This window comes from Mesorhizobium sp. M7A.F.Ca.US.014.04.1.1 (genome assembly GCF_003998745.1).
Taxonomy (GTDB): domain Bacteria; phylum Pseudomonadota; class Alphaproteobacteria; order Rhizobiales; family Rhizobiaceae; genus Mesorhizobium; species Mesorhizobium ciceri.
The window spans coordinates 1-5,120 of sequence record NZ_RZRW01000418.1 but is presented as its reverse complement, the minus strand read 5'-3'; the positions used below and the strand labels follow the sequence as shown (position 1 = coordinate 5,120).

Annotated in this window: 6 protein-coding genes; 3 read left to right on the top strand and 3 right to left on the bottom strand. The window is 63.7% G+C overall.

Annotation, left to right across the window (positions count from 1 at the left end; genetic code table 11):
• A partial coding sequence (locus tag EOA22_RS23820; protein WP_206521325.1) for a methylmalonyl-CoA mutase family protein occupies positions 1-736 on the top strand: 736 nt, incomplete at its 5' end.
• A 119-nt stretch (positions 737-855) separates the two neighbouring features.
• Positions 856-1,020: an AbrB/MazE/SpoVT family DNA-binding domain-containing protein gene (locus EOA22_RS23815; RefSeq protein ID WP_245459565.1), complete on the top strand. Its 165-nt coding sequence runs from the start codon at positions 856-858 to the stop codon at positions 1,018-1,020.
• 32 nt (positions 1,021-1,052) lie between these two features.
• On the opposite strand, the gene greA is transcribed toward EOA22_RS23815, so the two are convergent.
• Positions 1,053-1,526: a transcription elongation factor GreA gene (gene greA / locus EOA22_RS23810; protein ID WP_013532674.1), complete on the bottom strand. Its 474-nt coding sequence runs from the start codon at positions 1,524-1,526 to the stop codon at positions 1,053-1,055.
• Positions 1,527-1,647: 121 nt separating this feature from the next.
• Between greA and EOA22_RS23805 the strand changes: the two genes are divergently transcribed.
• Complete coding sequence (locus EOA22_RS23805; RefSeq protein WP_013532675.1) at positions 1,648-3,024, top strand: TIGR03808 family TAT-translocated repetitive protein; 1,377 nt, start codon at positions 1,648-1,650, stop codon at positions 3,022-3,024.
• Here EOA22_RS23805 and EOA22_RS23800 read toward each other — a convergent pair.
• Positions 3,017-4,021 (bottom strand): asparaginase, encoded by a 1,005-nt coding sequence (locus EOA22_RS23800; protein WP_013532676.1) that lies wholly within the window; start codon positions 4,019-4,021, stop codon positions 3,017-3,019. The genes EOA22_RS23805 and EOA22_RS23800 overlap by 8 nt on opposite strands.
• 25 nt (positions 4,022-4,046) lie before the next feature.
• Positions 4,047-5,120 (bottom strand): acetyl-CoA acetyltransferase (locus EOA22_RS23795; protein ID WP_127390257.1); only part of this gene is annotated, 1,074 nt, incomplete at its 5' end.

The following is a 5,120-nucleotide window of genomic DNA, read 5'->3' as shown; positions in this document are numbered from 1 at the left end:
CGAGGTCGACGTGCTGAAGATCGACAATGCCGAGGTCAGGGCCCGGCAATTGTCGAAGCTGCAACGGCTGAAGGGCACGCGCGATGTCGCCGCCGTCGAAAGCGCACTCGATGCGCTGACCCGTGCCGCGCAAGGCAATGAAAACCTGCTGGAATTCGCCATCCGAGCCGCGCGCGCCAATGCAACGGTCGGCGAGATTTCATTCGCGTTGGAAAGGGCGTTTGGGCGCCACGTCGCTACGGTGCAGACCATTTCCGGCATCTATCGCAAGGCGCTTGGCGATCATCCCGTGGTCGACGGGCTGCAGGACAAGCTTGACGCCTTCGAGAAGAAGACCGGCGGCAAGCCGCGCATTCTCGTCGCCAAGATGGGCCAGGACGGCCACGACCGTGGCCAGAAGGTCATCGCTACGGCCTTCGCCGATCTCGGCTTCGACGTCACCGTCGGCGCGATGTTCCAGACACCGGATGAGATCGCCAGGCTGGCGGTCGCACAGGACGTCCACATCGTCGGCGCCTCGTCGCTGGCGGCGGGACATTTGACGCTGATCCCGGAACTGCGCGACGCGCTTAAAAAGCTCGGCCGCGGCGACATGCTGATCGTCGCCGGCGGCGTCATCCCACCGCAGGACTATGACGCGGTGCGGCAAGCCGGCGCTGCGGAAATCTTCCCGCCGGGCACAGTCATTCCAGAGGCAGCGGATCGCCTGCTGGACCGCCTGCTGGCCACGGACTAGGACTGCTGCATCTCTGAAAAGGTTGTGCTAGACTGACACTGCAACCAAGGTGCGGTAACCGTGAAGACGACCATCCACAAGCTCGACGACGGATCAGATGCCCTGATCTTGCCACGGGAATGCTGGACAGCTTGAATCTGCAATCGGGCGATCAGCTCCAGATCATCGAAACTGATCACGGCATCATTTTAAGACCGGTGGCCGACAGGTTCGAACGGCAGATGAAGGCCGCGCGCGAGGTCATGGACAAATATCGGGTCGGGCTTCAGAAACTCGCCAAATGACGCGCCAATCAGTGCGGCGGATTTGAGACGTCCTAGCTCTCGGAGAGCTTGACGATTTCCCATTCCTTGCCGTTGACGCTGGCCAAGTCGCCGATCTTCTTGCCGAACAGGGCGACAGCCATTGGCGAAACATGCGAAATGCTGCCCTTGGTGGGATCAGCCTCGTCCTCGCCGACGATCTTCCAATGCACCTTCTTGCCGTCATCGCTCTCGATCGTGACGCCCATGCCGAAGCGCACAACGTCACTGCCCGGCTCCGGCACCGAGAGTTCGGCGCTTTCGCGCCGGGCGGTCCAGTAACGCAGATCGCGCGACACGACCGCTATGCGCTCGCGGTCGGCTTTGCGTTCGGCCTTCGCCAGTATGTCGCGCAGATCGGCCAGATTTTCCTCGATCTGCGCCAGGCCGCGTTCCGTCACCAGATTGCGATGCTGGCTGACCGGCCGCTCACCGACACCGGCGATGGCATTTTCGCTGTCTTCCTCGCGGGTGAAAGCTCTGCTCATTTCCTGAACTTAGGCCCGCAGAGGCTGCTCGACAAGCCATTGTCGTTTCCGTCCAGAGGAGAGGCAAACCGTCTGGCACGATTCCTGCGACGCCAAGGTTGAACGCTGGGATTCTGTGCCGATGTTGAACAGACGAACGCTGCTGACTGGAACCGCCGGCTTTGCCGTCATGGGCCTTGCGCTCGGCAAGGCGGTAGCCGCAAGCTTGAGCGGCATCGAGAAAGCCTCGATGCGCGGCTCGATCAATGCCACCGAACTCGGCGTGCAGCCCGGCACATCAGACGATCAGAGCAAGGCCTTCGCCAAACTGCTGCGTGACGCAAACAGCCGCGACATGCCGGTGTTCCTGCCGCCCGGCACCTATGTCGTCTCCAATCTTTCGCTGCCCGGCCGCGTACGTCTTTCCGGCGTGCCGGGCGCGACGCGCATCGTTTACGGCGGTGACGGCCACCTGTTCATGGCCGAACAGGCCGACCATATCGAACTTAGCGGACTGGTCTTCGATGGTGCGAACCGTGCGATGGGCGATTACACGCAAGGGCTGCTCGATCTTCGCCGTGTCGCGCACCTCGCCATCGACAATTGCCAGATCACCGGCAGCGGCAAGAACGGGCTGGCGCTGGAACACGCGATCGGCCGGATCGAGCGCTGTGAGATATCGGGCGCCGCCGATGCCGGCATCTATTCGGTCGAAGCCGGCGGGCTGGCCATCACGGGCAACACCGTTTCCGACTGCGCCAATGGCGGCATCCTCGTACACCGCTGGCAGGTGGCCGAAGACGGCACCATGGTCACCGGCAACCGCGTCCAAGGGATCCAGGCACGCAGCGGCGGAACCGGGCAGAACGGCAACGGCATCAATGCCTTTCGCGCCGGCAATGTCGTCATCTCGGGCAACATCGTCTCGGACTGCGCCTTCTCGGCCATCCGCGCCAACAGCGCCAGCAACCTGCAGATATCGGGCAACACCTGCTCGCGCTCTGGCGAAACGGCGATCTATTCCGAGTTCTCGTTCGAAGGCGCCATCATCAGCAACAACATCGTCGACGGCGCCGCCAACGGCATCTCGATCGTCAATTTCAACGAAGGCGGCCGCATGGGCGTCTGTTCCGGCAACATCGTGCGCAATCTGTCGACCAGCGGCCCCTACCCCGCCGACTCGCCGGGATTTGGCGTCGGCATCGGCGTTGAGGCCGACACCACCGTTTCCAACAATGTCATCGAGAACGCGCCACTCTATGGCATGCAGATCGGCTGGGGCCCGTACCTGCGCAATGTCGTCGCCACCGGCAACATCATCCGCAAGGCAGGAACCGGGATCGTCGTATCCGTGGTCGAGGGCGCCGGTACGGCCGTCATTTCAGACAATGTCATCGACGGCGCGCTGAACGGTGCGGTTGTCGGCCAGCGCTGGGCGGAGCCCGCGACAGGCGATCTCGCCTCGTCAAACGGTAGCGGCTACGCGCATCTGACCGTCGAGCGCAATCACGTCACTTGAGAGTTGCCGTCGGCCTCAGCGCTCCGACTTTGGCACCGTTGCGATTTTCGATGGGCGTGTTTGCCAATTCGAGCAGCTTCGCCGCCAAGGCCTCGTCGGCACGCAACAGTTTGGCAAGGACGGCGGCAACCATGGCTTCGCCGGCGCGGCCGGCGCCATCATCGCATTTGAGTGCGATGCCGAGGCCAAGTTCCGGAATTGCGGCACAATGGACGCCTTCGGCGCCGCCCTTCGTGAAAATCCGCCCTGGTGCGGCCTCCATCAACGCGACGTCTTCGCGGCCGCTGCCGGAAACGAAGAAGGGCTCGGCCATGCAGGCGGAAAGCAGCCGCTTTGCAGCCTTGGCTCGCTCTGGGCCAAAACCTGATGTCGTGGCCATGCGGGCAAAGCCGAGCGCGAAGCTCCTGAGCGGCACCGCGTAGGTCGGGATCGAACAGCCGTCGATGGCACGCTGGTCCTCACCATGGACAGCGCCCGTCACCGACTGCATGGCGTCGCGCACCATGTCCTGCAGGCCGTGTCCCGGCTTGACATAGCCGCGATGCGCAATGCCGGCGTGGACGCAGGTGCAGAGGAAGCCGGAATGTTTGCCGGAACAATTGTTGTGCAAGGCGTTCGGCGAGCCGCCGGCGCGGGCGAGCGCAATCTCGGCGTCATGATTGGATGGCCAATGCGTGCCGCATTCGAGCGCCGATCCGTCCAGCCCAGCCTTGGCCAGCATGGATCGCGCAAGGTCGACATGTGCCGGCTCGCCCGAGTGGGAGGCGCAGGCGAGCGCCAGTTCGCGGTTGCCGAAACCATAGGCATCCGCCGCCCCGCTTTCGACCAACGGCAAGGCCTGGATCGCCTTGACCGCCGAGCGCGGAAACACCGGCTTGGCCGTATCGCCGATCTCCCACACGGGCTTGCCGTCGCCATCGAAGACCGCGACTGAGCCGCGATGCGCGCTCTCGACGATCGCGCCGCGCAAGACTTCGATCAGAACCGGATTTGTCATGTCACCTCCCGCAAATGCGGGCGGTTTATCTGATCCGGTCGAGAATGGAAACGTAGTTGGCGACCGCCGCACCGCCCATATTGAAGATGCCGCCCAGTTTTGCGCCCGGCACCTGGATGCCGCTGGCCTCACCGACAAGCTGCATGGCGGTCAAGACATGCATGGACACGCCAGTGGCGCCGATCGGATGGCCCTTGGCCTTCAGCCCGCCGGACGGATTGACCGGCAGGCGACCATCCTTGGCCGTTGTGCCGTCCAACGCCAGCTTCGCCCCCTCTCCCGGCTTGGCAAGGCCCATCGCCTCGTACTCGATCAGTTCGGCAATGGTGAAGCAGTCATGCGTTTCGACGAAGGACAGATCGTCGAGCGTCACGCCGGCCGATTTCAGCGCCCGGTTCCAGGCCTGCTCGCAGCCTTCGAAGGTCAGAATGTCGCGCTTCGACATCGGCAGGAAATCCTGCACATGTTCGTTGGCGCGGAAGGCAACGGCACGGCGCATCTTCAGTGCCGTGGCGGTGTCGGCAAGGATAAGGGCGGCGGCGCCGTCGGAGACCAGCGAGCAGTCGGTGCGCTTCAGAGGACCGGCAACGAAGGGGTTCTTCTCGCTCTCTTGGCGGCAGAACTCATAGCCGAAATCCTTGCGCATCTGCGCATAGGGATTGTCGACGCCGTTCTTGTGGTTCTTGGCGGCAATCATGGCCAGCGCATCCGACTGATCGCCATAACGCTGGAAATAGGCCTGCGCGATCTTGCCGAAGACGCCGGCGAAACCCGCGGGTGTCTCGCCGTCCTCGGGCAGATAGGACGCCTTGAGCAGGTTTTTGCCGATCTCCGGCCCCGGCGTCGTCGTCATCTGCTCCGCGCCGACCACCAGCACGATGCGAGCGGCATTCGCGTCGATGGCGCGGATGCCTTGGCGGACCGCCGCCGATCCGGTGGCGCAAGCGTTCTCGACACGCGTCGCCGGCTTGAAGCGCAGCCGGTCGTCGGCCTGAAGCACCAGACTGGCGGTGAAATCCTGCGCCGAAAAACCGGCGTTGAAGTGGCCGAGCACGATCTCGTCGACCTCGTCGGGACCGATGCCGGCATGGTCGAGCGC